At 56.2% G+C, this 24,796-nt stretch carries 35 protein-coding genes; 1 reads left to right on the forward strand and 34 read right to left on the reverse strand.

Going from position 1 to position 24,796, the window contains the following annotated elements; genetic code table 11:
- Positions 1–10: 10 nt before the first annotated feature.
- From VRB54_RS21215 to VRB54_RS21225, 3 genes are all read right to left on the reverse strand, one after another.
- On the reverse strand, positions 11–2,035 hold the full coding sequence (locus VRB54_RS21215) for a methyl-accepting chemotaxis protein (RefSeq protein WP_338478655.1): 2,025 nt from the start codon (positions 2,033–2,035) through the stop codon (positions 11–13).
- Between the two features lie 379 nt (positions 2,036–2,414).
- Entirely contained in the window at positions 2,415–2,930 is a 516-nt protein-coding gene (locus VRB54_RS21220) for a single-stranded DNA-binding protein (RefSeq protein ID WP_003232445.1), read from the reverse strand.
- 9 nt (positions 2,931–2,939) lie between these two features.
- On the reverse strand, positions 2,940–4,334 hold the full coding sequence (locus tag VRB54_RS21225; protein ID WP_338478656.1) for an MFS transporter: 1,395 nt from the start codon (positions 4,332–4,334) through the stop codon (positions 2,940–2,942).
- A gap of 178 nt (positions 4,335–4,512) precedes the next feature.
- On the opposite strand from VRB54_RS21225, the gene uvrA reads away from it, so the two are divergent.
- Entirely contained in the window at positions 4,513–7,347 is a 2,835-nt protein-coding gene (uvrA, locus tag VRB54_RS21230) for an excinuclease ABC subunit UvrA (RefSeq protein ID WP_338478657.1), read from the forward strand.
- Positions 7,348–7,410: 63 nt separating this feature from the next.
- Here the strand turns inward: uvrA and bfr are convergent, their stop codons facing one another.
- From bfr to tuf, 31 genes are all read right to left on the reverse strand, one after another.
- Complete coding sequence (bfr, locus tag VRB54_RS21235; RefSeq protein ID WP_003232437.1) at positions 7,411–7,875, reverse strand: bacterioferritin; 465 nt, start codon at positions 7,873–7,875, stop codon at positions 7,411–7,413.
- Positions 7,876–8,030: 155 nt separating this feature from the next.
- A complete protein-coding gene (locus VRB54_RS21240) occupies positions 8,031–9,479 on the reverse strand; it encodes a catalase (protein ID WP_338478658.1) in 1,449 nt (482 codons plus the stop codon).
- A gap of 240 nt (positions 9,480–9,719) precedes the next feature.
- Entirely contained in the window at positions 9,720–10,106 is a 387-nt protein-coding gene (rplQ, locus tag VRB54_RS21245; protein WP_003176402.1) for a 50S ribosomal protein L17, read from the reverse strand.
- A gap of 41 nt (positions 10,107–10,147) precedes the next feature.
- Positions 10,148–11,149 carry a DNA-directed RNA polymerase subunit alpha gene (locus VRB54_RS21250; RefSeq protein ID WP_003176403.1) on the reverse strand — a complete coding sequence of 334 codons (1,002 nt, stop codon included), beginning with the start codon at positions 11,147–11,149 and terminating at the stop codon, positions 10,148–10,150.
- Between the two features lie 22 nt (positions 11,150–11,171).
- On the reverse strand, positions 11,172–11,792 hold the full coding sequence (gene rpsD / locus VRB54_RS21255; RefSeq protein ID WP_003210056.1) for a 30S ribosomal protein S4: 621 nt from the start codon (positions 11,790–11,792) through the stop codon (positions 11,172–11,174).
- 18 nt (positions 11,793–11,810) lie between these two features.
- Positions 11,811–12,200, reverse strand: a complete 390-nt coding sequence (gene rpsK / locus VRB54_RS21260) for a 30S ribosomal protein S11 (RefSeq protein WP_002555466.1) — start codon at positions 12,198–12,200, stop codon at positions 11,811–11,813.
- 30 nt (positions 12,201–12,230) lie between these two features.
- On the reverse strand, positions 12,231–12,587 hold the full coding sequence (gene rpsM, locus VRB54_RS21265; RefSeq protein ID WP_003210063.1) for a 30S ribosomal protein S13: 357 nt from the start codon (positions 12,585–12,587) through the stop codon (positions 12,231–12,233).
- Between the two features lie 129 nt (positions 12,588–12,716).
- A complete protein-coding gene (gene rpmJ, locus VRB54_RS21270; RefSeq protein ID WP_002555468.1) occupies positions 12,717–12,833 on the reverse strand; it encodes a 50S ribosomal protein L36 in 117 nt (38 codons plus the stop codon).
- A gap of 28 nt (positions 12,834–12,861) precedes the next feature.
- On the reverse strand, positions 12,862–14,190 hold the full coding sequence (gene secY, locus VRB54_RS21275) for a preprotein translocase subunit SecY (protein WP_338478659.1): 1,329 nt from the start codon (positions 14,188–14,190) through the stop codon (positions 12,862–12,864).
- A complete protein-coding gene (gene rplO / locus VRB54_RS21280; RefSeq protein ID WP_003176407.1) occupies positions 14,191–14,628 on the reverse strand; it encodes a 50S ribosomal protein L15 in 438 nt (145 codons plus the stop codon).
- 3 nt (positions 14,629–14,631) lie between these two features.
- Positions 14,632–14,808 (reverse strand): 50S ribosomal protein L30, encoded by a 177-nt coding sequence (gene rpmD, locus VRB54_RS21285; protein WP_003176408.1) that lies wholly within the window; start codon positions 14,806–14,808, stop codon positions 14,632–14,634.
- Between the two features lie 2 nt (positions 14,809–14,810).
- On the reverse strand, positions 14,811–15,311 hold the full coding sequence (gene rpsE, locus VRB54_RS21290; RefSeq protein WP_003176409.1) for a 30S ribosomal protein S5: 501 nt from the start codon (positions 15,309–15,311) through the stop codon (positions 14,811–14,813).
- Positions 15,312–15,314: 3 nt separating this feature from the next.
- Complete coding sequence (rplR, locus tag VRB54_RS21295; protein WP_003176410.1) at positions 15,315–15,665, reverse strand: 50S ribosomal protein L18; 351 nt, start codon at positions 15,663–15,665, stop codon at positions 15,315–15,317.
- Between the two features lie 10 nt (positions 15,666–15,675).
- Positions 15,676–16,209 carry a 50S ribosomal protein L6 gene (gene rplF, locus VRB54_RS21300; RefSeq protein ID WP_003176412.1) on the reverse strand — a complete coding sequence of 178 codons (534 nt, stop codon included), beginning with the start codon at positions 16,207–16,209 and terminating at the stop codon, positions 15,676–15,678.
- Positions 16,210–16,220: 11 nt separating this feature from the next.
- Positions 16,221–16,613: a 30S ribosomal protein S8 gene (gene rpsH, locus VRB54_RS21305; RefSeq protein ID WP_003176413.1), complete on the reverse strand. Its 393-nt coding sequence runs from the start codon at positions 16,611–16,613 to the stop codon at positions 16,221–16,223.
- A 208-nt stretch (positions 16,614–16,821) separates the two neighbouring features.
- Positions 16,822–17,127 carry a 30S ribosomal protein S14 gene (gene rpsN / locus VRB54_RS21310; protein ID WP_003176414.1) on the reverse strand — a complete coding sequence of 102 codons (306 nt, stop codon included), beginning with the start codon at positions 17,125–17,127 and terminating at the stop codon, positions 16,822–16,824.
- A gap of 13 nt (positions 17,128–17,140) precedes the next feature.
- Positions 17,141–17,680 carry a 50S ribosomal protein L5 gene (rplE, locus tag VRB54_RS21315; RefSeq protein WP_003176415.1) on the reverse strand — a complete coding sequence of 180 codons (540 nt, stop codon included), beginning with the start codon at positions 17,678–17,680 and terminating at the stop codon, positions 17,141–17,143.
- Positions 17,681–17,700: 20 nt separating this feature from the next.
- Positions 17,701–18,015 carry a 50S ribosomal protein L24 gene (gene rplX / locus VRB54_RS21320; protein WP_003176416.1) on the reverse strand — a complete coding sequence of 105 codons (315 nt, stop codon included), beginning with the start codon at positions 18,013–18,015 and terminating at the stop codon, positions 17,701–17,703.
- Between the two features lie 11 nt (positions 18,016–18,026).
- Positions 18,027–18,395, reverse strand: a complete 369-nt coding sequence (rplN, locus tag VRB54_RS21325; RefSeq protein WP_002555479.1) for a 50S ribosomal protein L14 — start codon at positions 18,393–18,395, stop codon at positions 18,027–18,029.
- 23 nt (positions 18,396–18,418) lie between these two features.
- Positions 18,419–18,685 carry a 30S ribosomal protein S17 gene (gene rpsQ / locus VRB54_RS21330; RefSeq protein ID WP_003176419.1) on the reverse strand — a complete coding sequence of 89 codons (267 nt, stop codon included), beginning with the start codon at positions 18,683–18,685 and terminating at the stop codon, positions 18,419–18,421.
- 2 nt (positions 18,686–18,687) lie between these two features.
- Positions 18,688–18,879, reverse strand: a complete 192-nt coding sequence (gene rpmC / locus VRB54_RS21335) for a 50S ribosomal protein L29 (protein WP_102673696.1) — start codon at positions 18,877–18,879, stop codon at positions 18,688–18,690.
- Entirely contained in the window at positions 18,879–19,292 is a 414-nt protein-coding gene (rplP, locus tag VRB54_RS21340) for a 50S ribosomal protein L16 (RefSeq protein ID WP_003232424.1), read from the reverse strand. Before rplP ends, rpmC begins: the two co-directional genes overlap by 1 nt.
- A 12-nt stretch (positions 19,293–19,304) precedes the next feature.
- Complete coding sequence (gene rpsC / locus VRB54_RS21345) at positions 19,305–19,991, reverse strand: 30S ribosomal protein S3 (RefSeq protein ID WP_003176422.1); 687 nt, start codon at positions 19,989–19,991, stop codon at positions 19,305–19,307.
- A gap of 13 nt (positions 19,992–20,004) precedes the next feature.
- Positions 20,005–20,337: a 50S ribosomal protein L22 gene (gene rplV, locus VRB54_RS21350; RefSeq protein WP_003103908.1), complete on the reverse strand. Its 333-nt coding sequence runs from the start codon at positions 20,335–20,337 to the stop codon at positions 20,005–20,007.
- Between the two features lie 11 nt (positions 20,338–20,348).
- Positions 20,349–20,624, reverse strand: a complete 276-nt coding sequence (rpsS, locus tag VRB54_RS21355) for a 30S ribosomal protein S19 (RefSeq protein ID WP_003232420.1) — start codon at positions 20,622–20,624, stop codon at positions 20,349–20,351.
- 16 nt (positions 20,625–20,640) lie between these two features.
- Positions 20,641–21,465 (reverse strand): 50S ribosomal protein L2, encoded by an 825-nt coding sequence (gene rplB / locus VRB54_RS21360; RefSeq protein WP_057010373.1) that lies wholly within the window; start codon positions 21,463–21,465, stop codon positions 20,641–20,643.
- Between the two features lie 14 nt (positions 21,466–21,479).
- Positions 21,480–21,779 (reverse strand): 50S ribosomal protein L23, encoded by a 300-nt coding sequence (gene rplW, locus VRB54_RS21365; protein ID WP_338478660.1) that lies wholly within the window; start codon positions 21,777–21,779, stop codon positions 21,480–21,482.
- A complete protein-coding gene (rplD, locus tag VRB54_RS21370; RefSeq protein ID WP_003176424.1) occupies positions 21,776–22,378 on the reverse strand; it encodes a 50S ribosomal protein L4 in 603 nt (200 codons plus the stop codon). The genes rplW and rplD overlap by 4 nt, the downstream gene beginning before the upstream one ends.
- Before the next feature lie 12 nt (positions 22,379–22,390).
- Positions 22,391–23,026, reverse strand: coding sequence for a 50S ribosomal protein L3 (gene rplC, locus VRB54_RS21375; RefSeq protein WP_003194649.1), 636 nt, complete (start codon positions 23,024–23,026; stop codon positions 22,391–22,393).
- Between the two features lie 81 nt (positions 23,027–23,107).
- The gene (gene rpsJ / locus VRB54_RS21380; RefSeq protein WP_003232414.1) at positions 23,108–23,419 is read right to left on the reverse strand and encodes a 30S ribosomal protein S10; all 312 of its coding nucleotides are present in this window, start codon (positions 23,417–23,419) and stop codon (positions 23,108–23,110) included.
- 159 nt (positions 23,420–23,578) lie between these two features.
- On the reverse strand, positions 23,579–24,772 hold the full coding sequence (gene tuf, locus VRB54_RS21385) for an elongation factor Tu (protein WP_057010371.1): 1,194 nt from the start codon (positions 24,770–24,772) through the stop codon (positions 23,579–23,581).
- Positions 24,773–24,796: the final 24 nt, after the last annotated feature.

The raw sequence follows: 24,796 nt of genomic DNA on the forward strand, positions 1-24,796 counted from the left end.
TTTTGTTTCCCTACAGTTTGAAACGCGAGACCACCGTACGCAGCTCCCCCGCCAGCAACGATAGCTCCTGCGCCGTCGCAGCGTTGTCTTCGATACCTTCCATCAACGTGATGCTGCCGTTGCGAATTTCGGTCACGTTGCGGTTGATGTCTTCGGACACGGCGTGTTGCTGGACCGCCGCGCTGGCGATCTGCGTGTTCATGCCGACGATCTGATCAACACCATCATTGATTGCATCCAGGCTGGTCGAGGCTTGTTGAGCGGACTCCAGACAGGCCTGCGCGCGCAACTTGCCTGACTTCATTTGCTCCACGGCGGCGGACGTCGCCAGTTGCAGCTCCTGGATGATGGTGCGGATTTCTTCGGTTGAGTTTTGCGTGCGCGAGGCCAGGGTTCGGACCTCGTCCGCTACCACCGCAAAGCCACGGCCCTGCTCACCGGCACGGGCAGCCTCGATGGCGGCGTTCAACGCCAGCAGGTTGGTTTGATCGGCGATGTTACGGATCACTTCAATGACGCCGCCGATCTGCTGGCTGTGCTGGGCCAGCGCGGAGACTTTCTGCGCGCTGCGTTCCACTTCTTCGGCCAGGGCTTCGATGGTGACGCGGGTTTCCTGCATCTTCGCAAGGCCTGCGATCGAAGACTGACTGGCATGCCCGGCGGCATGGGCGGCGCCCTCGGTGTTCTGCGCCACATCGGCAACGCTGGCGGTCATCTCGTTGATGGCCGTGGCGACTTGCTCGGTTTCACTTTGCTGCACATTCATCGAGCGTTTGGCCACGTCGATGGACACACCCATGCGCGCGGCCGCCTCGGACACCGATTGCGAACTGCGCTCAACCTGAGTCAGCGACGCGCTGAAGGCCTGCACCATCGCATTGAGGGCGTTGCCCACATCGGCCATTTCATCGTTGCCGCGCACCGGAATGCGCGTGCTCAGGTCGCCCTGGGCAATCAACTGCGTGGCACTCAACACATCGTTGAGGGTGCGACGCATGGCGCTGTAGATGCCGCTGAAGGCATACACCAGCAACAGGCCAAGCCCGGCCAGCATGCCGAGGATGAGCAGGCGCTCCGCGCTTTTTTCCTGGACTCGGCGTTCCAGTGTCTTCAGCAGTGCGTCTTGCAGGGTGTCCTGCGCCTTGTACAACTCGGCGACTACCGCGTTGCCCTTGACCGGCAGATTCTGCACGCCGCTGATGGTGTCGGTTGGGGAGCCAATCAGCAGGTCAAGATCGGCGCGAAAACCATCCAGGCTCGCAAAGGCACTGGTGATTGGTGCCTGAATGCGATCGGCCAGGGCCGGCTCGCGACGACGCAGAAGGTCCAGGCTCTGCTGGAGCTCCTTGTGAATCATCACCTCGTTCTTGAGCATCGCCCTGATCACGCCACGCGTGCCCGGACTCAATACTTGCCCGTCATGCAGCCCGCTGGCCAGACCGCGCAATTGGCCGACGATATTGATCTGGCGTGGCAGCCGCAAGGTGCTCTGGTCGATCATGAACAGTGAGGCAAAGTCTTCATCAAGCACCATGCCCGAGGTGGCCGATACGTAATAAACGAAGTTCAGGGTTTCGGTGAGTTGATCGTTCCACTCGTCGAAGGTAGCGCTCTGGCTGGCATCGCCCTTGGCCAATTCAATCAAGCGCTGCGCCCCGGCGTGCAGGCGCTGCACGCGGTCACCGGTTTCGAGCTGGGCGTTGAACTGTCGGTCGGTGGTGGCCAGTTTAGAAAAAGCGTCTTCCAGCTTTGCCTGGTTGGCGGAGAGATCGGGCTGGGCACTCTTGTCACCGCTGAGCAGGCGGTTGGTGAGTGCACGTTGCAACATCGACAAGCGCAGCACAGGGGTCACGTCCAACAGATAGCGTTGGCCCGATTGTTCGGAGCGGATGACGTCGAGACTGTCGTTGATCTGGTGGACGATACGGGAGCCAAGCAGTACCAGAGGGATCAGCACGATGATTGCCAGCACGCCGAATTTGGTGGGGAAACGTAAACGGCTGGCCAGGTGTACGGCAGGAGCAAGGATATTCATACAGTTCTCACAGCCCGGAATGGGACAGTTTGTGGAGGGTTTATAGGTGAGAACTGTCCGTTTTCTCTCAAATGCCTGGCTCTGTCTGGCACATTTGGCTAATCACGTTTTGCATGTAACTAATCGTTTCATGCTCGGTGTCGGCATTGAGATTGAGAACTTTAAGTAAAGTTGTACATTTATTTATTTTTGTACAAGATCGGAACGCCCCGAACAAAGTGATGTCGCGTTGCCATCACTGCTGTGTGAGGATTTTGCGCAGGAGAATGAGGCGAGCGTTGCTGGACTATTTGAGCGCATACGAAAACGCCCCTGGGATTTTGCAATCCGCAGGGGCGTTGGGATCAGCTTGAGCGCTGGATGCCAGCGCTGGCGTCGATCAGAACGGAATATCGTCATCAAAGCTGTCGAAATCCGGAGCCGGCTGTGGCGCGGCCTGTTGTGGCGCTGGACGCGACTCACGCTGTGGCTGCTGGCTTGGCTGCGGACGCGACTGCTGTGGACGCGGTGCCGAGTTGGACATGCCGCCCTGGCCCTGTTGGTCGCCCTGTGGACGGCCGCCCAGCAGTTGCATGGTGCCTTGCATGTCGACCACGATTTCAGTGGTGTAACGCTTGATACCGTCCTTTTCCCACTCGCGGGTCTGCAGTTTGCCTTCGATGTAGACCTGCGAACCTTTGCGCAGGTATTCACCGGCGATCTCGGCGACCTTGCCGAACATCGACACACGGTGCCATTCGGTTTTCTCGACCTTCTGGCCGGTCTGCTTGTCGGTCCACTGTTCGCTGGTCGCCAGACTCAGGTTGGTCACGGCGTTACCGTTAGGCAGGTAGCGAACTTCGGGATCCTGGCCGCATGTACCGACCAATATGACTTTGTTAACCCCACGGGCCATAACGTTCTCCTAGGCTGGGCGCGCTGTCGGCACTGGGTTGACCAGTTGCTCGAGCGTCGCGCGATCCAATAATTCGGTGTCCAATTTAATGTAAATGGCCGCCTCTTCAGCGACCACGACTGCATCCGTTACTCCAACCACGGCCTTCAGGCGCTCTGCCAGACCGGCTTCGCGCATCGCCTCGGGCGACAGCGGTAAACGCAGACTGGTGACGTAGGGAGGTTCGCGCATGGTAACAGCAAAGGCCAGCCAAAGTGCAGCCAGCCCGGCGCATCCGAGGAACACAACCGACAGACCGCCATGCTGGAACATCCAGCCGCCCATGATGCCGCCCAACGCGGAACCGAGGAACTGGCTGGTGGAATACACCCCCATCGCCGTGCCCTTGCCACCGGCCGGTGAAACCTTACTGATCAGCGAAGGCAATGAGGCCTCCAGCAGGTTGAACGCAGTGAAGAACACCACCGTGCCGCTCACCAGCGCCCGCAGGCTGTCGCCGAACTGCCAGAAGAATAGTTCAGTGAGCATCAATGTCGCGACGGCGCCGAGCAAAACTCGTTTCATTTTGCGTTTCTTCTCGCCATAGATGATGAACGGGATCATGGCGAAGAACGAAATCAACAACGCAGTGAGGTAGACCCACCAGTGCTGCTCCTTGGGCAGGCCGGCTTTTTGCACCAGCGCCAGGGGTAAGGCGACGAAGCTGCACATCAGCATGGCGTGCAATACGAAGATACCTAAATCCAGGCGTAGCAGGTCCGGATGCTTGAGCGTCGGCAGCAGCGCCTTACGCGCCACACCGGACTCACGGTGCTGCAAGGTGCCGGTAGAGTGCGGCACCATGAACGCGACGATGACAATGCCAACCAGTGCCATGCCTCCGGTGGCCAGGAACAGCCCGTGCAGGCCGAACGCACTGGTCAGCAGCGGGCCGACCACCATGGCCACGGCGAACGACAGCCCGATGGTCATCCCGATCATTGCCATGGCCTTGGTGCGATGTTGTTCGCGGGTCAGGTCCGAGAGCAGCGCCATGACCGCCGCGGAAATCGCGCCGGCGCCCTGCAGGATGCGTCCGGCGATCACGCCCCAGATCGAATCGGCCTGGGCCGCGAGTACGCTGCCGAGCGCGAAGACGATCAGGCCGAGGTAGATCACGGGACGGCGGCCGATACGGTCGGAAATGATCCCGAACGGAATCTGAAAAATGGCCTGGGTCAGACCGTAGGCGCCAATCGCCAGGCCGATGAGTGCGGGGGTCGCTCCTGCGAGATCCATTCCATAGGTCGCCAGCACCGGCAACACCATAAACATGCCAAGCATACGGAAGGCGAACACCAGGGCCAGACCGCTTGCCGCTCGGGTCTCGCCGCTACTCATGCGTTCGCTGTGGGGATCGTGCATGGAAAAACCTCGTGTGAACCGGCGGCGATTCTACCAGTCCCATCGATTGAGAGGGTATATGCGGCGCTTTGCCGCGCAGCTTTCATGCAAGGCTGCAAGCGGCCTTTTGACAGTGTATATTCATCCAGTCTTTAGCCGTATACTCCGGCATTATTTACGCCCGCCGTGCGAGGCCATCTTGGACAAGATCCTGATTCGTGGGGCTAGAACCCACAACCTGAAGAACATTGACCTGACCCTGCCCCGGGACAAACTGATCGTCATCACCGGCCTGTCCGGCTCGGGCAAATCGTCCCTGGCGTTCGACACGCTGTATGCCGAAGGCCAGCGTCGCTACGTGGAATCGCTGTCGGCCTATGCCCGCCAGTTCCTGTCGATGATGGAAAAACCCGACGTCGACACCATTGAAGGCTTGTCGCCGGCCATTTCCATCGAACAGAAATCGACCTCACACAACCCGCGTTCCACCGTGGGCACCATCACCGAAATCTACGACTACCTGCGTCTGCTGTACGCGCGTGTGGGTATTCCCCGCTGCCCGGATCACGACATTCCGCTGGAAGCCCAGACCGTCAGCCAGATGGTCGACCTGGTGCTGGCCCTGCCGGAAGGCGCCAAGCTGATGTTGCTGGCACCGGTGATTCGCGAGCGCAAGGGTGAGCACCTTTCTGTTTTCGAAGAGCTGCGTGCCCAGGGTTTCGTGCGCGCGCGGATCAACGGCAAGCTCTATGAGCTGGACGAAGCGCCGAAGCTCGACAAGCAGAAGAAGCACTCCATCGATGTGGTGGTCGACCGCTTCAAGGTGCGCGCCGACCTGCAGCAGCGCCTGGCAGAGTCGTTCGAGACCGCACTGAAGCTGGCGGACGGTATCGCCCTGGTGGCGCCGATGGACGACGAGCCGGGCGAAGAGATCATCTTCTCCGCACGCTTCGCCTGCCCGGTCTGCGGGCATGCCATCAGCGAGCTGGAACCCAAGTTGTTTTCCTTCAACAACCCGGCCGGCGCCTGCCCGACCTGTGACGGCCTGGGGGTTAAACAATTCTTCGACATCAAGCGGCTGGTCAATGGGGAACTGACACTCGCGGAGGGGGCGATACGCGGCTGGGACCGGCGCAATGTCTATTACTTCCAGATGCTTGGCTCGTTGGCGTCTCACTACAAGTTCAGCCTGGAAGTGCCCTTCAACCAACTGCCGGCGGACCAGCAGAAGGTCATCCTCAGCGGCAGCGGCTCGCAGAACGTCGACTTCAAATACCTCAACGACCGAGGCGATATCGTCAAGCGCTCGCACCCGTTCGAGGGCATCGTACCGAACCTGGAACGTCGCTACCGTGAAACCGAGTCGGCGAGCGTGCGTGAAGAGCTGGCGAAGTTCCTCAGCACCCAGCCGTGCCCGGATTGCCGTGGCACTCGCCTGCGTCGCGAAGCGCGGCACGTATGGGTGGGTGAAAAGACCTTGCCGGCCGTGACCGGCCTGCCGATCGGTGATGCCTGCGAATACTTTGGCGGACTCAAGCTGACCGGCCGCCGTGGGGAAATTGCCGACAAGATCCTCAAGGAAATCCGCGAGCGCCTGCAGTTTCTGGTCAACGTGGGGCTCGATTACCTGTCGCTGGATCGCAGCGCCGATACGCTGTCGGGCGGTGAGGCACAGCGGATTCGCCTGGCCAGTCAGATTGGCGCGGGCCTGGTCGGCGTGTTGTACATTCTTGATGAGCCATCCATTGGCTTGCACCAGCGTGACAACGACCGTCTGCTGGGAACGTTGAAACACCTGCGCGATATCGGCAATACGGTGATCGTGGTCGAGCACGATGAAGACGCGATTCGTCTGGCGGACTATGTGGTCGATATCGGCCCGGGGGCCGGCGTGCATGGCGGGCATATCGTCGCCGAAGGTACACCTGCCGAAGTCATGGCTCACCCGGATTCGCTGACCGGCAAGTACCTGTCTGGCCGCGTGAAGATCCAGGTGCCGGCCAAGCGTACACCGCGTAACAAGAAGATGGCGCTGCACCTCAAGGGCGCGCGTGGCAACAACCTGCGCAATGTCGACCTGGAAATTCCGCTGGGCCTGCTGACCTGCGTTACCGGCGTGTCCGGCTCGGGCAAGTCCACGCTGATCAACAACACGCTGTTTCCTTTAAGCGCGACCGCCCTGAATGGCGCGACCACGCTGGAAGCCGCGGCGCATGACAGCATCAAGGGCCTGGAGCATCTGGACAAGGTGGTCGATATCGACCAGAGCCCGATTGGCCGTACGCCGCGCTCCAATCCAGCCACCTATACAGGGTTGTTCACGCCGATTCGCGAATTGTTCGCTGGCGTGCCGGAGTCCCGCTCGCGGGGCTACGGGCCTGGGCGTTTCTCGTTCAACGTCAAGGGCGGTCGCTGCGAGGCTTGCCAGGGCGATGGTCTGATCAAAGTGGAGATGCACTTTCTGCCGGACATCTACGTGCCGTGCGACGTGTGCAAGAGCAAGCGCTATAACCGCGAAACCCTTGAGGTGAAGTACAAGGGCAAGAACATCCACGAAACCCTGGAAATGACGATCGAGGAAGCGCGGGAGTTCTTCGACGCGGTTCCGGCGCTGGCGCGCAAGCTGCAGACGCTGATGGATGTGGGTTTGTCGTATATCAAGCTGGGCCAGTCGGCGACCACGCTGTCTGGTGGTGAGGCGCAACGGGTGAAGCTGTCTCGCGAGCTGTCCAAGCGCGATACGGGTAAAACCCTGTATATCCTCGATGAGCCGACCACAGGGCTGCATTTTGCGGATATCCAGCAGTTGCTGGATGTGTTGCACCGCTTGCGCGATCACGGCAACACGGTGGTGGTAATCGAGCACAACCTGGATGTGATCAAAACCGCAGACTGGCTGGTGGACCTGGGGCCGGAAGGTGGCTCCAAGGGTGGTCAGATCATTGCGGTGGGTACGCCGGAGCAAGTCTCCGAGGTGTCGCAATCTCACACCGGTTACTACTTGAAACCGTTGCTGGCGCGCGACAGAGCCTGATAGATCGGCCAATAAAAAGCCCCTGTCACCTCATCGGTGTCAGGGGCTTTTTACTGCCTGAAATCAGAACTGCGATTGCAGGTAGTTTTCCAGACCAATCAGCTTGATCAGGCCCAGCTGCTTTTCGAGCCAGTAGGTGTGGTCTTCTTCAGTATCATTCAATTGCACCCGCAGGATTTCCCGGGTGACGTAGTCGCTGTGCTGTTCGCACAGTTCGATGCCTTTGCAGAGCGCAGCACGTACCTTGTACTCAAGGCGCAAGTCGGCGGCGAGCATGTCAGGCACCGTGGTGCCCACGTCCAGGTCGTCGGGACGCATGCGTGGCGTGCCTTCGAGCATCAGGATGCGGCGCATCAGCGCGTCGGCGTGCTGTGCCTCTTCTTCCATTTCGTGATTGATACGTTCGTAGAGCTCGGTAAAGCCCCAGTCTTCGTACATGCGCGAGTGGATGAAATATTGGTCACGAGCTGCCAGTTCGCCCGTCAGCAACGTGTTGAGGTAATCGATTACGTCGGGGTGACCTTGCATCGCCCTACATCTCCCTGCTTGAAAGTCTGTAGTTTGAACCATGCTGACGTTTTGGTCACGGGACCAACGGCAGAAAAGTGAAGATTTCCTGAGAAAAGTGGCTGAAATAACGCAAAAACCGCCCAAATGAGGGCGGTTCTGCTTATCGTTTAGAGTTAGTTACGCGATACAGCCAGTGCGGTTGCGATTGCTTCTCCATAAGCAGGATCTGCCTTGTAGAAGTGCTGCAACTGACGCTGAACCACATCACTGGATACACCTGCCATTGCACCGGCGAGGTTGCTGGTAAGCAGCGCTCTCTGGTCGTCGGTCATCAGGCGGAACAATGCACCGGCGTGACTGTAGTAATCAGTGTCTTCGCGGTGATCGTGTCGATCAGCCGTACCGTTCAGCGCCAACGCGGGCTCAGCGTACTGCGGCGCTTGTTTGGGAGCATCGGCGTAGCTGTTGGGCTCGTAGTTGGGTGCCGAGCCGCCGTTGCTGCCAAACGCCATTGAGCCGTCACGCTGATAGCTGTTCACCTGATTGCGTGGAGCATTCACCGGCAACTGCTGGTGATTGGTGCCAACACGGTAGCGATGAGCATCTGCATAAGCAAAGACGCGACCTTGCAGCATGCGGTCAGGGGACAAACCCACACCTGGCACCATGTTGCTTGGGCCGAAGGCGGCCTGCTCTACCTCAGCGAAATAGTTCTGCGGGTTGCGGTTGAGTTCCAGCTCGCCGACTTCAATCAGCGGGAATTCCTTTTGCGACCAGGTCTTGGTCACGTCGAAAGGGTTCTCGTAGTGAGCGTTGACCTGGGCCTCAGTCATGATCTGAATGCAGACGCGCCATTTGGGGAAATCACCGCGTTCGATTGCGCCAAACAGGTCGCGCTGGGCGTAATCAGGGTCGGTGCCCGCCAGGCGAGCAGCTTCAGCCGGCGCCAGGTTCTTGATGCCCTGTTTGGTTTTGTAATGCCACTTGACCCAGTGACGCTCGCCCCGGGCGTTGATCAGGCTGTAGGTGTGGCTGCCGAAGCCGTGCATGTGACGGTAGCCGTCCGGGATGCCACGGTCAGAAAACAGGATGGTGACCTGGTGCAGCGCCTCGGGAGAGTGCGACCAGAAGTCCCACATCATCTGGGCGCTTTTCAAGTTGCTCTGCGGCAGACGTTTTTGAGTGTGGATAAAATCCGGGAATTTCAGCGGGTCACGGATGAAGAACACGGGCGTGTTATTGCCCACAATGTCCCAGTTACCCTCTTCGGTGTAGAACTTCAGGGCAAAACCACGCGGATCACGCTCGGTATCCGCAGAACCACGTTCGCCACCCACAGTAGAGAATCGCAGGAACGTAGGCGTTTGCTTGCCGACCGACTCGAACAGCTTGGCGCTGGTGTATTGAGTAATGTCCTGGGTAACGGTGAAAGTGCCGTACGCGCCCGAACCTTTGGCGTGGACGCGACGTTCAGGGATGTTCTCGCGATTGAAGTGAGCGAGTTTTTCGATCAGGTGAAAATCGTCGAGCAGCAACGGACCACGTGGGCCCGCCGAGCGGGAATTCTGGTTATCCGCAACAGGCGCGCCGCTGGCGGTGGTAAGGATTTTGTTCTGGCTCATGCTCAATCTTCCTCAGGTCAGTCATGGAACTGCCGGCTAATCGGCTTGGAGGGAGTATCGACCATCAAGATGACACCATCAAATTCATTAAATCATGGACTTTGATAGAAAATAACTAACGCGCCACAGCACAAATAGATATCGGCTTTTAAAGCGCTGCAGCCTGATGAGGATAGTGGGTTTATTTACGTCCACAAAAAACCGGGCACTAGGCCCGGTTCTTCGATACAGCTTGTCGTCTTACTCGGCGCTTACAGCTTCGCCGGCAGTAGCACGATCAACCAACTCGACATACGCCATAGGCGCGTTGTCGCCAGCGCGGAAGCCGCACTTGAGGATGCGCAGGTAGCCACCCTCACGGGTAGCATAACGCTTGCCCAGGTCATTGAAGAGCTTACCAACGATAGCTTTCGAGCGAGTACGGTCGAAAGCCAGACGGCGGTTAGCCAGGCTGTCTGTCTTGGCCAAAGTGATCAGCGGCTCAGCAACGCGACGCAGTTCTTTAGCTTTCGGCAGTGTAGTTTTGATCAGCTCGTGCTCGAACAGCGACACCGCCATGTTTTGAAACATGGCCTTGCGGTGCGAGCTGGTACGGCTCAGGTGACGACCACTTTTACGATGACGCATGGTTCATTCCTTACCAAACTCACGTTCGGTGATTACGACGATCAGGCAGTCGCCTTGTCGTCCTTCTTAAGACTTGCAGGCGGCCAGTTGTCGAGGCGCATGCCGAGGGACAGACCGCGGGAGGCCAGAACGTCCTTGATTTCAGTCAAGGATTTCTTGCCCAGGTTCGGAGTCTTCAACAGTTCTACTTCGGTACGCTGAATCAGGTCGCCGATGTAGTAAATGTTTTCCGCCTTAAGGCAGTTAGCCGAACGTACAGTCAGTTCCAGATCGTCAACCGGGCGAAGCAGGATCGGATCGATCTCGTCTTCCTGCTCGATTACCACTGGTTCGCTATCACCTTTGAGGTCGACGAACGCAGCCAACTGCTGTTGCAGAATGGTTGCAGCGCGGCGGATAGCCTCTTCAGGATCCAGAGTACCGTTGGTTTCCAGATCAATAACCAGCTTGTCCAGGTTAGTACGCTGCTCGACACGGGCGTTTTCCACCACGTATGCGATACGGCGAACCGGGCTGAACGAAGAGTCAAGCTGCAAGCGACCAATGCTGCGGCTTTCGTCTTCATCGCTCTGACGCGAGTCGGCCGGTTCATAACCACGACCACGAGCTACAGTGAGCTTCATGTTCAGGGCGCCGTTAGACGCCAGGTTAGCGATTACGTGATCGGGGTTAACGATCTCGACATCATGATCCAGCTGAATATCGGCAGCGGTAACCACCCCCGAACCCTTCTTCGACAAGGTCAGCGTAACTTCGTCACGGCCGTGCAGCTTGATAGCCAGACCTTTAAGGTTCAACAGGATTTCAATTACGTCTTCCTGTACACCTTCGATGGCGCTGTACTCGTGGAGCACACCGTCAATCTCGGCCTCGACTACTGCACAGCCGGGCATTGAGGACAACAGGATGCGTCGCAGCGCGTTGCCCAGGGTGTGGCCAAAACCACGCTCGAGAGGCTCGAGAGTGATCTTGGCGCGGGTTGGACTGACAACCTGCACATCAATGTGGCGGGGTGTCAGGAACTCATTTACCGAAATCTGCATGGATGCACCTATTTTCTAGCCCTTACTTGGAGTAGAGCTCGACAATCAGGCTTTCGTTGATGTCGGCGGACAGATCACTGCGAGCAGGAACGTTCTTGAAAACGCCCGACTTCTTCTCAGTGTCTACTTCTACCCATTCTACGCGGCCACGTTGGGCACACAGATCGAGAGCTTGGACAATGCGAAGTTGGTTTTTTGCTTTCTCGCGAATCGCGACGACGTCACCAGCACGAACCTGGTAAGACGGTACGTTAACGGTTTGGCCGTTTACGCTGACGGATTTGTGCGATACCAGCTGACGGGATTCGGCGCGAGTCGAACCAAAGCCCATACGGTATACAACGTTGTCCAGACGGCATTCGAGCAGTTGCAGCAGGTTTTCACCGGTTGCACCTTTCTTGCCAGCAGCTTCTTTGTAGTAGCCGCTGAACTGACGCTCGAGAACGCCGTAGATACGACGTACCTTCTGCTTTTCACGCAGTTGGGTGCCGTAATCGGACTGGCGACCGCGGCGTTGGCCGTGGATACCAGGTGCTGCTTCAATGTTGCACTTCGATTCGATCGCGCGCACGCCGCTCTTCAGAAAGAGATCGGTGCCTTCGCGACGAGCGAGTTTGCATTTTGGACCAATGTAACGAGCCATTCTTTACAATCTCCTGGATTACACGCGGCGCTTCTTCGGCGGACGGCACCCGTTGTGCGGGATTGGCGTCACGTCGGTGATGCTGGCGATCTTATAGCCACAGCCGTTCAAAGCACGGACAGCAGACTCACGACCTGGACCTGGACCCTTGACGTTAACGTCGAGGTTTTTCAGGCCGTATTCCAGCGCAGCTTGACCAGCACGTTCAGCAGCTACTTGAGCAGCAAACGGGGTGGACTTGCGGGAACCGCGGAAACCCGAACCACCAGAGGTAGCCCAAGACAGCGCGTTACCTTGACGGTCGGTGATGGTCACGATTGTGTTGTTAAAAGATGCATGGATGTGGGCGATGCCATCAACCACTGTCTTTTTAACTTTTTTACGAGGACGAGCAGCAGGTTTTGCCATGATAATTTTCCTGTCGATTCGCGTGGGCGATTACTTGCGGATCGGCTTACGCGGACCTTTACGGGTACGCGCGTTAGTCTTGGTACGCTGACCGCGCACTGGAAGACCACGACGATGACGCAGACCACGGTAGCAACCGAGGTCCATCAAACGCTTGATTTTCATGTTGATTTCGCGACGCAGGTCACCTTCAGTGGTGAACTTCGCCACTTCGCCACGCAACAGCTCAATCTGCTCGTCGCTCAGATCCTTGATCTTTGCGGCTGGGTTTACCCCAGTATCTGCGCAAATTTTCTGCGCAGTAGTGCGACCAACACCATAGATGTAGGTCAGCGAGATAACAGTGTGCTTGTTATCTGGAATGTTAACGCCTGCAATACGGGCCATTCAGTGGGACTCCAATTGACAGCTACCTACGCCCCGGAAGCCAAGAAATAGGGCGCGAGATAATATCGCTGTAATAACAAATAATCAACCCGGCAGCGCACTAGCTGCCGGGCTTCAAGCGGATCACACTCAGCCTTGGCGCTGTTTGTGACGCGGTTCCGCGCTGCAAATTACTCGAACAACACCTTCGCGGCGAATAATCTTGCAGTTACGGCACAGCTTTTTCACCGATGCACGAACTTTCATCACCAACTCCTCGAACCTTATGGGGTACTCAGCGCAACATGCCGCTGCCGTAGCCCTTCAGGTTGGCTTTCTTCATCAGGGATTCGTACTGGTGCGAAACGAGGTGCGATTGTACTTGGGACATGAAGTCCATCACAACCACGACCACGATCAGCAACGAGGTCCCGCCAAGGTAGAACGGAACGTTTGCTGCAACCACCAGGAACTGGGGCAACAGGCACACGGCCGTCATATATAGAGCACCGAACAGGGTCAAGCGAGTCAAAACGCCATCAATGTAGCGTGCAGACTGCTCACCTGGACGGATGCCCGGAATAAAGGCACCGGACTTCTTCAGGTTTTCCGCTACGTCTTTCGGATTGAACATCAACGCCGTATAGAAGAAGCAGAAGAAAATAATCCCTGCACTAAACAGCAGAATATTCAACGGCTGACCAGGAGCGATCGACTGAGAGAGGTCCTGCAGCCAGCCCATATTTTCAGACTGACCAAACCAGGTACCCAACGAAGCCGGAAACAGCAAAATGCTGCTCGCGAAAATTGCCGGGATAACACCGGCCATATTCACTTTCAGCGGCAAGTGGCTGGTCTGCGCAGCAAAGACCTTGCGGCCCTGCTGACGCTTGGCGTAGTGAACAGCAATACGACGCTGGCCACGCTCAATGAACACCACAAAACCGATAATCGCTACTGCCAGCAAACCGATAGCAACCAAGGCGAAGATATTGATATCACCCTGACGTGCAGACTCGAAAGACTGCCCGATCGCTCTCGGAAGACCGGCGACGATACCTGCGAAAATCAACATCGAGATACCGTTACCAACACCACGTTCAGTAATCTGCTCACCCAGCCACATCATGAACATCGCACCAGCCACAAAAGTGGATACCGCGACGAAATGGAAGCCAAAGTCACCAGTGAACGCAACGCCCTGCCCTGCCAGGTCAACGGACATGCCGATAGCTTGAACAAGGGCGAGGACGACAGTGCCGTAGCGGGTGTACTGGCTAATCTTGCGACGACCAGCTTCACCTTCCTTCTTCAACTGCTCCAGCTGCGGGCTGACGGCGGTCATCAGTTGCATGATGATCGATGCCGAAATGTACGGCATGATCCCCAGTGCAAAGATGCTCATCCGCTCCAGCGCGCCGCCGGAAAACATGTTGAACAAGCTAAGAATGGTCCCCTCATTCTGTCGAAACAGGTCTGCGAGTCGGTCCGGGTTGATACCTGGAACCGGGATGTGTGCGCCTATTCGGTAGACGATAATCGCCAGGAACAGAAAACGCAGACGAGCCCAAAGTTCAGACATACCGCCTTTGCCGAGCGCTGAGAGAGCACCTTGCTTAGCCATTTATTCCTCGAACTTGCCGCCAGCTGCTTCGATAGCCGAACGCGCACCTTTGGTGGCGCCGATTCCCTTGCCGATAGTGACAGCGCGAGTCACTTCACCGGACAGCATGATTTTCACACGCTGTACGTTGACGTTGATCACGTTGGCATCTTTCAGGGTCTGCACAGTAACGATGTCGCCTTCCACTTTAGCCAGCTCGGACAGACGCACTTCTGCGCGATCCATGGCTTTCAGGGAAACGAAACCGAACTTGGGCAGGCGACGATGCAGCGGCTGTTGACCGCCTTCAAAGCCTGGAGCGATGGTGCCACCGGAGCGGGAGGTTTGACCTTTGTGGCCACGGCCACCAGTCTTACCCAAACCGCTACCGATACCACGGCCCGGACGATGCTTTTCGCGACGGGAACCCGGCGCTGGACTCAGATCATTGAGTTTCATCGATTAACCCTCTACACGCAGCATGTAGTAAGCCTTGTTGATCATCCCGCGATTCTCGGGAGTATCCTGGACTTCTACAGTGTGACCGATGCGACGCAGACCCAAACCTTTAACACACAGTTTGTGGTTAGGAATGCGGCCGGTCATGCTTTTGATCAGCGTTACTTTAACGGTAGCCATGATCAGAAGATCTCCTTGACGGTCAAGCCACGCTTGGCGGCAATGGACTCAGGAGATTGCATGGCTTTCAGACCCTTGAACGTGGCGTGAACCACGTTTACCGGGTTAGTCGAGCCGTAGCACTTGGCCAGAACGTTCTGAACGCCAGCAACTTCGAGGACAGCGCGCATAGCGCCGCCAGCGATGATACCGGTACCTTCAGAAGCAGGCTGCATGTACACCTTCGAAGCGCCATGGGCGGACTTCATTGCGTACTGCAGGGTGGTGCCGTTCAGATCAACTTGGATCATGTTGCGACGAGCAGCTTCCATTGCCTTCTGGATCGCAGCAGGCACTTCACGTGACTTGCCACGGCCGAAGCCAACACGCCCTTTACCATCACCCACCACGGTCAACGCGGTGAAAGTGAAGATACGGCCGCCTTTAACGGTTTTGGCTACGCGGTTAACTTGAACCAGCTTCTCAATGTAGCCTTCGTCGCGCTTTTGGTCGTTATTTGACATAACTTAGAACTCCAGCCCAGCTTCACGAGCAGCATCAGCCAGCGCTTTAACGCGGCCGTGGTACTTGAAGCCAGAGCGGTCGAAAGCCACTTGCGAGACGCCAGCGGCCTTAGCACGCGTAGCGACCAGCTGGCCAACCTTTGTGGCCGCGTCGATGTTGCCGGTGGCACCATCACGCAGTTCTTTATCCAAAGTCGAGGCGCTTGCCAGGACCTGGTTGCCGTCGGCCGAGATGACCTGGGCGTAAATGTGCTGCGACGAGCGATACACGCAGAGACGCACGACTTCGAGTTCGTGCATTTTCAGGCGTGCTTTGCGAGCGCGACGCAGTCGAGTAACTTTTTTGTCGGTCATTTGCTATGCCCTACTTCTTCTTGGCTTCTTTACGACGGACGACTTCGTCCGCGTAGCGCACACCTTTGCCTTTGTACGGCTCTGGTGGACGGAAGTCGCGGATCTCAGCGGCCACCTGACCTACCAGCTGCTTATCGATGCCCTTGATCAGGATATCGGTTTGGCTAGGGGTCTCAGCGGTGATGCCTTCCGGCAGTTCGTAATCCACTGGGTGCGAGAAGCCAAGGGCCAGGTTCAAAACCGTGCCTTTTGCTTGCGCTTTGTAACCAACACCGACCAGCTGGAGCTTGCGCTCGAAGCCTTGGCTTACGCCTTGGACCATGTTATTTACCAACGCACGCGTGGTACCGGCCATTGCGCGAGTTTGTTGATCGCCATTGCGAGCAGCGAAACGCAACTCACCAGCTTCTTCAACGATCTCAACGGACGAATGGATGTTCAGTTCAAGAGTGCCCTTGGCACCCTTCACCGAAAGCTGTTGGCCTGCGAATTTGACTTCGACACCGGCTGGCAGCTTAACGGGGTTCTTAGCGACGCGAGACATGCTTATCCCCCTTAGAACACAGTGCAAAGAACTTCGCCGCCGACACCGGCAGCGCGCGCAGCACGATCCGTCATCACACCTTTGTTGGTGGAGACGATAGACACGCCCAGACCGCCACGAACTTTCGGCAGATCTTCAGCGGACTTGTACTGACGCAGGCCTGGACGGCTAACGCGCTTCACTTCCTCGATGACCGAACGGCCTTCGAAGTACTTCAGCTCGATGGACAGCAGTGGCTTGATTTCGCTGCTGATCTGATAACCCGCAATGTAGCCTTCGTCTTTCAGGACTTTGGCAACAGCTACCTTCAACTTGGAAGATGGCATGCTTACGACGGACTTTTCAGCCATCTGGGCATTACGGATACGAGTTAGCATGTCCGCTAACGGGTCCTGCATACTCATGGGCTAGACGCTCCTAATACAAAAAAATTAGCCTTGCGGCTACATATGTCGCCGAGAATCTCCGGCCATAAAAAACACGGGCTCAGGCGAGCCGCGTATTTTAGACACACTCCGGAAATGAAACAAGCCCCAAAAGGGGCTTGTTCCAGATTCAAGGTCACCGGCGGTCAGTATCTTGCGATAAAGGACGCCCGGACGCTGAACGTACTTACCAGCTGGCTTTAACCAGACCTGGTACGTCACCACGCATTGCCGCTTCACGCAGCTTGTTACGGCCGAGGCCGAACTTGCGGTAAACGCCGTGTGGACGACCAGTCAGGCGGCAGCGGTTACGCATGCGCGAAGCGCTTGCGTCACGTGGCTGCTTCTGCAGAGCTACTGTCGCTTCCCAACGTGCTTCTGGACTTGCGTTCAGATCCACGATGATTGCTTTCAGTGCTGCACGCTTCTTGGCGTACTTGGCAACCGTGAGCTGACGCTTCAGCTCGCGGTTTTTCATGCTCATCTTGGCCATGGTCCTACTCCAATCAGTTGCGGAACGGGAATTTGAAAGCACGCAGCAGGGCGCGACCTTCATCATCGTTCTTGGCAGTGGTGGTCAGGGTGATGTCCAGACCGCGGAGAGCATCGATCTTGTCGTAGTCGATTTCCGGGAAGATGATCTGCTCTTTCACGCCCATGCTGTAGTTACCACGACCATCGAAGGACTTGGCATTCAGGCCGCGGAAGTCGCGAACCCGAGGCAGGGAGATCGACAGCAGACGATCCAGGAATTCATACATACGCTCACGGCGCAGAGTCACTTTGACGCCGATCGGCCAACCTTCACGGACTTTAAAGCCAGCGATGGATTTCCGAGCGTAAGTCACAACGACTTTCTGACCGGTGATCTTTTCCAGGTCAGCAACAGCGTGCTCGATGACTTTTTTGTCACCGACCGCTTCGCCCAGACCCATGTTCAGGGTGATTTTGGTAACGCGTGGAACTTCCATCACGTTCGAAAGCTTAAGTTCTTCCTTAAGTTTCGGTGCGATTTCTTTCCAGTAAATCTCTTTTAGTCGTGCCATGGTCTTCTACCTAGCAGTGTTCAAGCATCAACCGCTTTTTGGGTCGACTTGAAGACACGAATTTTCTTGCCGTCTTCTACTTTGAAACCAACGCGATCAGCCTTGTTGGTTTCGCCGTTGAAAATGGCGACGTTAGAAGCGTCCAGTGGAGCTTCTTTTTCGACGATACCGCCTTGCACGCCCGACATCGGGTTTGGCTTGGTATGACGCTTGACCAGGTTCAGACCACCGATAACCAGACGGTTATTAGCGAGAACCTTGAGCACCTTACCGCGCTTACCTTTGTCTTTGCCGGCGATCACGATGATCTCGTCGTCACGACGAATCTTTTGCATGTCGGATCTCCTTACAGCACTTCTGGGGCGAGCGAGACGATCTTCATGAACTTCTCAGTACGAAGTTCACGGGTCACTGGCCCAAAGATACGGGTGCCGATCGGCTCTTGCTTGTTGTTCAGAAGAACAGCAGCGTTGCCATCAAAGCGGATAATGGAGCCATCAGCACGACGTACGCCGTGACGAGTGCGGACTACAACAGCAGTCATCACTTGGCCTTTTTTCACTTTACCGCGAGGAATTGCTTCCTTGACGGTAACCTTGATGATGTCACCGATACCAGCGTAACGACGATGGGAGCCACCCAGCACCTTGATGCACATAACACGGCGAGCGCCGCTGTTATCGGCCACATCGAGCATGGATTGAGTCTGAATCATATAATTTCTCCGACCCCTAGTCCTTAGACTTCCACAGCGCGTTCGAGAACATCAACCAGTGCCCAAGACTTGGTCTTGGCCAGCGGACGAGTTTCACGAATAGTGACTTTGTCGCCGATGTGGCACTGATTGGTTTCGTCGTGCGCGTGCAGCTTAGTCGAACGCTTAACATATTTACCGTAGATCGGGTGCTTAACGCGACGCTCGATCAAAACGGTGATGGTTTTGTCCATCTTGTCGCTGACAACACGGCCAGTCAGCGTACGGACAGTCTTTTCGGCTTCAGCCATGATCACTTACCTGCCTGCTGGTTGAGCACAGTCTTCACGCGAGCGATGTCACGCTTAACTTGCGAGAGCAGATGAGACTGCCCCAACTGGCCAGTTGCTTTCTGCATACGCAGATTGAACTGGTCGCGCAGCAGGTCGAGCAGTTGCTCGTTCAGCTGCTGTGCGGATTTTTCACGAAGTTCATTCGCTTTCATCACATCACCGTCCGTTTAACAAAGGCGGTGGCGAGCGGCAGCTTTGCAGCAGCCAGGGCAAAAGCCTCACGCGCCAGCTCTTCAGTTACACCCTCGATTTCATACAGGACTTTGCCTGGCTGAATCTGGGCTACCCAGTATTCCACGTTACCCTTACCTTTACCCATCCGAACCTCGAGAGGTTTTTTGGAGATCGGCTTGTCCGGGAATACACGGATCCAGATCTTGCCGCCACGTTTAACGTGACGGGTCAGAGCACGACGCGCTGACTCGATCTGACGAGCGGTGAGACGACCACGAGCTACAGACTTCAGCGCGAACTCGCCGAAGCTGACTTTGCTACCGCGCTGAGCCAGACCACGGTTGTGGCCTGTCATCTGCTTGCGGAACTTCGTACGCTTTGGTTGCAACATTTGGCGTACCCCTTACTTAGCAGCTTTTTTACGAGGCGCTGGTGCTTGTGGTTTCAGTTCTTCTTGGCGACCACCAATTACTTCGCCTTTGAAGATCCAAACCTTTACACCGATCACACCATAAGTGGTGTGAGCTTCGTAGTTGGCATAGTCGATGTCGGCACGCAGGGTGTGCAGTGGCACACGACCTTCGCGATACCATTCAGTACGTGCGATTTCAGCACCGCCGAGACGACCGCTCACTTGGATTTTGATGCCTTTGGCACCAATGCGCATGGCGTTCTGTACAGCGCGCTTCATAGCGCGACGGAACATTACACGACGCTCCAGCTGCTGAGCTACGCTCTGCGCAACCAGCATACCGTCGAGCTCCGGCTTGCGGATCTCTTCGATATTGATGTGCACAGGCACACCCATTTGCTTGGTCAGGTCCTGACGCAGTTTCTCAACATCTTCACCTTTCTTCCCGATAACGATACCTGGACGAGCGGTGTGGATGGTGATACGTGCGGTTTGCGCCGGGCGATGGATATCGATACGGCTTACGGACGCGCTTTTTAGTTTGTCTTGGAGATACTCACGCACCTTCAGATCAGCGAACAAATAGTCCGCATAAGTCCGGCCGTCTGCATACCAGACGGAGGTGTGTTCCTTGACGATTCCCAGGCGAATGCCAATGGGATGTACTTTCTGACCCATCTCTTCGACTCCGTTACTTGTCAGCAACCTTGACAGTGATATGGCAAGACCGCTTGACGATGCGATCAGCACGGCCTTTGGCACGTGGCATGATTCGCTTCAGCGAACGCCCTTCGTTGACGAAAACGGTGCTGACCTTCAGGTCATCAACGTCTGCGCCTTCGTTATGCTCGGCGTTGGCTACGGCCGACTCCAGCACTTTCTTCATGATCTCGGCGGCTTTCTTACTGCTGAAAGCCAACAGGTTGAGCGCTTCGCCCACCTTCTTCCCGCGGATCTGGTCGGCGACCAAGCGGGCTTTCTGGGCGGAGATTCGAGCGCCCGACAACTTAGCGGCTACTTCCATTTCCTAACCCCTTAACGCTTGGCTTTCTTGTCTGCCACGTGCCCACGATAAGTGCGGGTACCGGCAAACTCGCCTAGTTTGTGGCCGACCATGTCTTCGTTCACGAGAACTGGGACGTGCAAGCGACCGTTGTGTACAGCGATGGTCAGACCGACCATTTGTGGCAGGATCATCGAACGACGCGACCAGGTTTTCACCGGCTTGCGATCATTCTTTTCCGCCGCCACTTCGATCTTCTTCAGTAGGTGAAGATCAATAAAAGGACCTTTTTTCAGAGAACGTGGCACTGTCGTATCCCTCTATTTACTTGCGACGACGGACGATCATTTTGTCGGTACGCTTATTACCACGAGTCTTCGCGCCCTTAGTCGGGAAGCCCCATGGCGATACCGGATGACGACCACCAGAGGTACGACCTTCACCACCACCGTGTGGGTGGTCAACCGGGTTCATGGCAACACCACGAACGGTTGGGCGAACGCCACGCCAGCGTTTGGCACCGGCTTTACCCAACGAACGCAGGCTGTGCTCGGAGTTCGAGACTTCGCCCAGGGTCGCACGGCATTCAGCCAATACTTTACGCATCTCACCAGAACGCAGACGCAGGGTCACGTAGACACCTTCACGAGCGATCAGCTGAGCCGAAGCACCAGCGGAACGAGCGATTTGCGCGCCTTTACCTGGCTTCAATTCGATGCCGTGTACGGTGCTACCAACTGGAATGTTACGCAGCTGCAGAGCGTTGCCCGGCTTGATCGGTGCCAGGGCACCTGCGATCAGCTGGTCGCCAGCACTCACGCCTTTAGGCGCGATGATGTAGCGACGCTCGCCATCTGCGTACAACAGCAGAGCGATGTGAGCAGTACGGTTTGGATCGTATTCAATACGCTCAACAGTGGCAGAGATGCCATCTTTGTCGTTGCGACGGAAATCGACCATACGATAATGCTGCTTATGGCCACCACCGATGTGACGAGTGGTAATGCGACCATTGTTGTTACGACCACCAGTCTTCGATTTCTTCTCGAGCAGCGGTGCGTGAGGAGCGCCTTTATGCAGCTCCTGGTTGACCACCTTGACCACGAAACGGCGGCCAGGGGAAGTCGGTTTGCATTTAACGATTGCCATGATGCACCCCTTCCTTACTCAGCACTGCTGCTGAAATCGAGATCTTGGCCTGGCTGAAGGGAGATAACTGCCTTCTTCCAGTCATTACGCTTGCCCATACCGCGAGCAGTGCGCTTGCTCTTACCCAGAACATTCAGGGTAGTAACACGCTCTACTTTCACGCTGAACAGGCTTTCGACGGCCTTCTTGATTTCCAGCTTGGTTGCGTCAGTTGCAACCTTGAAAACGAACTGGCCTTTCTTGTCAGCCAGAACCGTAGCCTTTTCGGAAACGTGCGGGCCAAGCAGAACTTTAAATACGCGTTCCTGGTTCATCCCAGCAGCTCCTCGAATTTCTTCACGGCCGACACGGTGATCAACACCTTGTCGTATGCGATCAGACTAACTGGATCGGAACCTTGCACGTCACGTACATCAACGTGTGGCAGGTTGCGAGCAGCCAGGTACAGGTTCTGATCAACAGCTTCAGACACGATCAAAACGTCGGTCAGGCTCATGTTGTTCAGTTTGCCCAGCAGATCTTTGGTTTTTGGACTTTCAACAGCGAAGTCCTGAACCACGACCAGACGATCAGTACGCACAAGTTCAGCAAGGATGGAGCGCAGAGCTGCGCGGTACATCTTCTTGTTGAGCTTCTGAGAGTGATCCTGTGGGCGTGCTGCGAAAGTGGTACCGCCGCCACGCCAGATTGGGCTACGGATAGTACCGGCACGAGCACGGCCAGTGCCTTTCTGACGCCAAGGGCGCTTACCGCCACCACGTACGTCGGAACGGGTCTTTTGCTGCTTGCTACCTTGACGGCCGCCGGCCATGTAGGCCACGACTGCTTGGTGAACCAGCGTCTCGTTGAATTCGCCGCCAAATGTCAGTTCGGAAACTTCGATCGCTTGAGCGTCATTTACATTTAATTGCATGTCAGCTTCCCCTTAACCGCGAGCCTTGGCCGCTGGACGTACAACCAGGTTGCCGCCAGTAGCGCCAGGAACAGCACCCTTGACCAACAACAGATTGCGTTCAGCGTCGACGCGCACTACTTCGAGGGACTGCACGGTCACGCGCTCAGCGCCCATATGACCGGACATTTTTTTGCCCTTGAATACACGACCAGGAGTCTGGCACTGGCCAATAGAGCCCGGGACGCGGTGGGAAACGGAGTTACCGTGAGTGTTGTCTTGACCACGGAAATTCCAACGCTTAATCGTACCCTGGAAGCCTTTACCTTTGGACTGACCGGTCACATCAACCAGTTGACCAGCGGCGAAGATTTCAGCGTTGATCAGATCGCCAGCCTGGTAGTCGCCGTCTTCAAGACGGAACTCCATGACAGTACGACCAGCTGCAACGTTTGCTTTAGCGAAGTGACCTGCTTGAGCAGCAGTCACACGCGAAGCGCGACGCTCGCCGACAGTGACTTGCACTGCACGATAGCCATCGGTTTCTTCAGTTTTGAACTGGGTGACGCGATTCGGCTCGATCTCAATGACCGTGACCGGAATGGAGACACCTTCTTCGGTGAAAATACGGGTCATACCGCATTTACGACCGACTACACCAATAGTCATGTTGTAAACCTCATGAGTGTACGGGGCTTTCACCCGCTATGGCCGCCCATTTCAGAGCGTTACACGACTAAGACCCAAGTCTTAGCCGAGGCTGATCTGTACTTCCACACCGGCTGCCAGATCTAGCTTCATAAGTGCATCAACGGTTTTATCCGTTGGCTGGACGATGTCCAGTACGCGCTTATGAGTACGGATCTCGTACTGGTCGCGCGCGTCTTTGTTGACGTGCGGAGAGACCAGAACGGTGAACCGCTCTTTACGAGTAGGCAGTGGGATAGGACCACGCACCTGAGCCCCAGTACGTTTCGCGGTTTCCACGATTTCCTGGGTGGATTGGTCGATCAGGCGATGGTCGAAAGCCTTCAACCTGATACGAATTTTCTGATTTTGCATTGGATTTCAGACTCCGGCTGCTTTTCCCAGCGAGCGCAATACGCCCGTTAAAAGGAGGCGCAATTCTATAGACGCTCCAGATAGGTGTCAACTCAATAAAAAAGGCCCCCGCTGAGCGGGGGCCTTCTCAAACATCCGAAGCTATCTCAGAAGAGATGCTTACTCGATGATTTTAGCTACAACACCAGCACCAACAGTACGGCCGCCTTCACGAATCGCGAAGCGCAGACCGTCTTCCATTGCGATGGTCTTGATCAGGGTAACTTCCATTTGGATGTTATCGCCTGGCATTACCATTTCAACGCCTTCTGGCAACTGGCAGTTACCAGTCACGTCAGTAGTACGGAAGTAGAACTGTGGACGGTAGCCTTTGAAGAACGGAGTGTGACGACCGCCTTCTTCCTTGCTCAGAACATAAACTTCTGCGGTGAACTTGGTGTGCGGCTTAACCGAACCTGGCTTAACCAGAACCTGGCCACGCTCAACGTCGTCACGCTTGGTACCACGCAGCAGAACGCCGCAGTTCTCGCCAGCACGACCTTCGTCGAGCAGCTTGCGGAACATTTCAACACCAGTGCAGACGGTGTTGGTGGTGTCACGCAGACCAACGATTTCCAGTGCATCCTGCACGCGAACGATACCGCGCTCGATACGACCAGTGACAACAGTACCGCGACCGGAGATCGAGAATACGTCTTCGATTGGCATCAGGAACGGCTTGTCGGTCAGACGAACTGGTTCTGGGATGTAGCTGTCCAGAGTCTCTACCAGCTTCTTAACAGCGGTAGTGCCCATTTCGTTGTCGTCTTTGCCTTCCAGAGCCATACGAGCAGAACCGATGATGATCGGAGTGTCGTCGCCTGGGAAGTCGTAAGTGCTCAGCAGATCGCGCACTTCCATCTCAACCAGTTCCAGCAGCTCAGCGTCGTCTACCAGGTCAGCCTTGTTCAGGAAAACCACGATGTACGGAACGCCTACCTGACGGGACAGCAGGATGTGCTCACGGGTTTGTGGCATCGGACCATCAGCGGCCGAGCAAACCAGGATTGCGCCGTCCATCTGGGCAGCACCGGTGATCATGTTCTTCACATAGTCAGCGTGACCTGGGCAGTCAACGTGAGCGTAGTGACGAATCGAAGAGTTGTACTCTACGTGCGCGGTGTTGATGGTGATACCACGAGCTTTTTCTTCTGGAGCGCTGTCGATTTTATCGAAATCAACGACTGCGGAACCGAAAACTTCGGAGCAGACGCGAGTCAGAGCTGCGGTCAGAGTGGTTTTACCGTGGTCAACGTGACCGATAGTGCCAACGTTGACGTGCGGTAGGGAACGATCAAATTTTTCTTTAGCCACGACAATTAACTCCTTGCCTAAAGG

The sequence above is a fragment of the Pseudomonas trivialis genome (assembly GCF_036864995.1).
Taxonomy (GTDB): Bacteria; Pseudomonadota; Gammaproteobacteria; order Pseudomonadales; family Pseudomonadaceae; genus Aquipseudomonas; species Aquipseudomonas trivialis.

Coding starts and splice junctions, on each gene's coding strand:
- bfr (WP_003232437.1), bottom strand. CDS start 7,875: ATGCAAGGTCACCCCGACGTAATCGATTACCTCAACACGTTGCTGACG.
- rpsQ (WP_003176419.1), bottom strand. CDS start 18,685: ATGGCTGAAGCCGAAAAGACTGTCCGTACGCTGACTGGCCGTGTTGTC.
- rplB (WP_057010373.1), bottom strand. CDS start 21,465: ATGGCAATCGTTAAATGCAAACCGACTTCCCCTGGCCGCCGTTTCGTG.
- rplW (WP_338478660.1), bottom strand. CDS start 21,779: ATGAACCAGGAACGCGTATTTAAAGTTCTGCTTGGCCCGCACGTTTCC.
- rpmD (WP_003176408.1), bottom strand. CDS start 14,808: ATGGCTACCGTTAAAGTAACGCTGATCAAAAGCATGACCGGCCGCATT.
- rpsE (WP_003176409.1), bottom strand. CDS start 15,311: ATGTCAAATAACGACCAAAAGCGCGACGAAGGCTACATTGAGAAGCTG.
- secY (WP_338478659.1), bottom strand. CDS start 14,190: ATGGCTAAGCAAGGTGCTCTCTCAGCGCTCGGCAAAGGCGGTATGTCT.
- rpmC (WP_102673696.1), bottom strand. CDS start 18,879: ATGAAAGCGAATGAACTTCGTGAAAAATCCGCACAGCAGCTGAACGAG.
- rplQ (WP_003176402.1), bottom strand. CDS start 10,106: ATGCGTCATCGTAAAAGTGGTCGTCACCTGAGCCGTACCAGCTCGCAC.
- rpsJ (WP_003232414.1), bottom strand. CDS start 23,419: ATGCAAAATCAGAAAATTCGTATCAGGTTGAAGGCTTTCGACCATCGC.
- rplE (WP_003176415.1), bottom strand. CDS start 17,680: ATGGCACGACTAAAAGAGATTTACTGGAAAGAAATCGCACCGAAACTT.
- rplX (WP_003176416.1), bottom strand. CDS start 18,015: ATGCAAAAGATTCGTCGTGACGACGAGATCATCGTGATCGCCGGCAAA.
- VRB54_RS21215 (WP_338478655.1), bottom strand. CDS start 2,035: ATGAATATCCTTGCTCCTGCCGTACACCTGGCCAGCCGTTTACGTTTC.
- rplN (WP_002555479.1), bottom strand. CDS start 18,395: ATGATTCAGACTCAATCCATGCTCGATGTGGCCGATAACAGCGGCGCT.
- rpsK (WP_002555466.1), bottom strand. CDS start 12,200: ATGGCAAAACCTGCTGCTCGTCCTCGTAAAAAAGTTAAAAAGACAGTG.
- rpsM (WP_003210063.1), bottom strand. CDS start 12,587: ATGGCCCGTATTGCAGGCGTTAACATTCCAGATAACAAGCACACTGTT.
- rplR (WP_003176410.1), bottom strand. CDS start 15,665: ATGACCGACAAAAAAGTTACTCGACTGCGTCGCGCTCGCAAAGCACGC.
- rplO (WP_003176407.1), bottom strand. CDS start 14,628: ATGAAACTCAATGATCTGAGTCCAGCGCCGGGTTCCCGTCGCGAAAAG.
- rpsC (WP_003176422.1), bottom strand. CDS start 19,991: ATGGGTCAGAAAGTACATCCCATTGGCATTCGCCTGGGAATCGTCAAG.
- VRB54_RS21250 (WP_003176403.1), bottom strand. CDS start 11,149: ATGCAGATTTCGGTAAATGAGTTCCTGACACCCCGCCACATTGATGTG.
- rpsH (WP_003176413.1), bottom strand. CDS start 16,613: ATGAGTATGCAGGACCCGTTAGCGGACATGCTAACTCGTATCCGTAAT.
- VRB54_RS21220 (WP_003232445.1), bottom strand. CDS start 2,930: ATGGCCCGTGGGGTTAACAAAGTCATATTGGTCGGTACATGCGGCCAG.
- rplD (WP_003176424.1), bottom strand. CDS start 22,378: ATGCAATTAAATGTAAATGACGCTCAAGCGATCGAAGTTTCCGAACTG.
- rpsN (WP_003176414.1), bottom strand. CDS start 17,127: ATGGCCAAGATGAGCATGAAAAACCGCGAGCTGAAGCGTCAGCTCACG.
- VRB54_RS21240 (WP_338478658.1), bottom strand. CDS start 9,479: ATGAGCCAGAACAAAATCCTTACCACCGCCAGCGGCGCGCCTGTTGCG.
- VRB54_RS21225 (WP_338478656.1), bottom strand. CDS start 4,334: ATGCACGATCCCCACAGCGAACGCATGAGTAGCGGCGAGACCCGAGCG.
- rplP (WP_003232424.1), bottom strand. CDS start 19,292: ATGTTGCAACCAAAGCGTACGAAGTTCCGCAAGCAGATGACAGGCCAC.
- rpsD (WP_003210056.1), bottom strand. CDS start 11,792: ATGGCTCGTTACATTGGTCCAAAATGCAAACTCGCTCGTCGCGAAGGC.
- rplC (WP_003194649.1), bottom strand. CDS start 23,026: ATGACTATTGGTGTAGTCGGTCGTAAATGCGGTATGACCCGTATTTTC.
- rplV (WP_003103908.1), bottom strand. CDS start 20,337: ATGGAAGTAGCCGCTAAGTTGTCGGGCGCTCGAATCTCCGCCCAGAAA.
- rplF (WP_003176412.1), bottom strand. CDS start 16,209: ATGTCTCGCGTCGCTAAGAACCCCGTTAAGCTGCCAGCCGGTGTCGAA.
- rpmJ (WP_002555468.1), bottom strand. CDS start 12,833: ATGAAAGTTCGTGCATCGGTGAAAAAGCTGTGCCGTAACTGCAAGATT.